The sequence below is a fragment of the Chitinophaga sp. GbtcB8 genome, from assembly GCF_019091455.1.
Classification (GTDB): domain Bacteria; phylum Bacteroidota; class Bacteroidia; order Chitinophagales; family Chitinophagaceae; genus Chitinophaga.
This window is the reverse complement of sequence record NZ_JAGXJN010000104.1, coordinates 1-381: the sequence shown is the minus strand read 5'-3', so window position 1 is coordinate 381 and position 381 is coordinate 1. Positions and strand designations below refer to the sequence as shown.

General features: G+C 54.9%; 1 protein-coding gene. It reads left to right on the top strand.

Annotated features, from left to right (window positions below; genetic code table 11):
- A partial coding sequence (locus KVT36_RS31575) for an amidohydrolase family protein (protein WP_217607406.1) occupies nucleotides 1-381 on the top strand: 381 nt, incomplete at both ends.

Below are 381 nucleotides of genomic sequence, written 5' to 3'. Positions count from 1 at the left end.
TATTACCACCATGATCGGCGGCCGCACCGGCCCCGCTGATGGCACCAGCGCTACCACGGTTACACCGGGTAAATGGAATATACAACGCATGTTGCAGGCCGCAGAAGCTTACCCCATGAACCTGGGATTTTTTGGTAAGGGCAACTGCGCTACCACCGCACCTTTGGAAGAGCAGGTGGAAGCAGGCGCTTTAGGCCTGAAGATCCATGAAGACTGGGGCGCTACGCCCGCAGTAATAGACGCTTCCCTGAAAGTAGCGGATAAGCTGGATGTGCAAATAGCTATACATACTGATACGCTGAATGAAGCCGGCTTCCTGGAAGATACCATGAACGCCATTAACGGCCGCGTGATCCACACCTTCCATACAGAAGGCGCCGG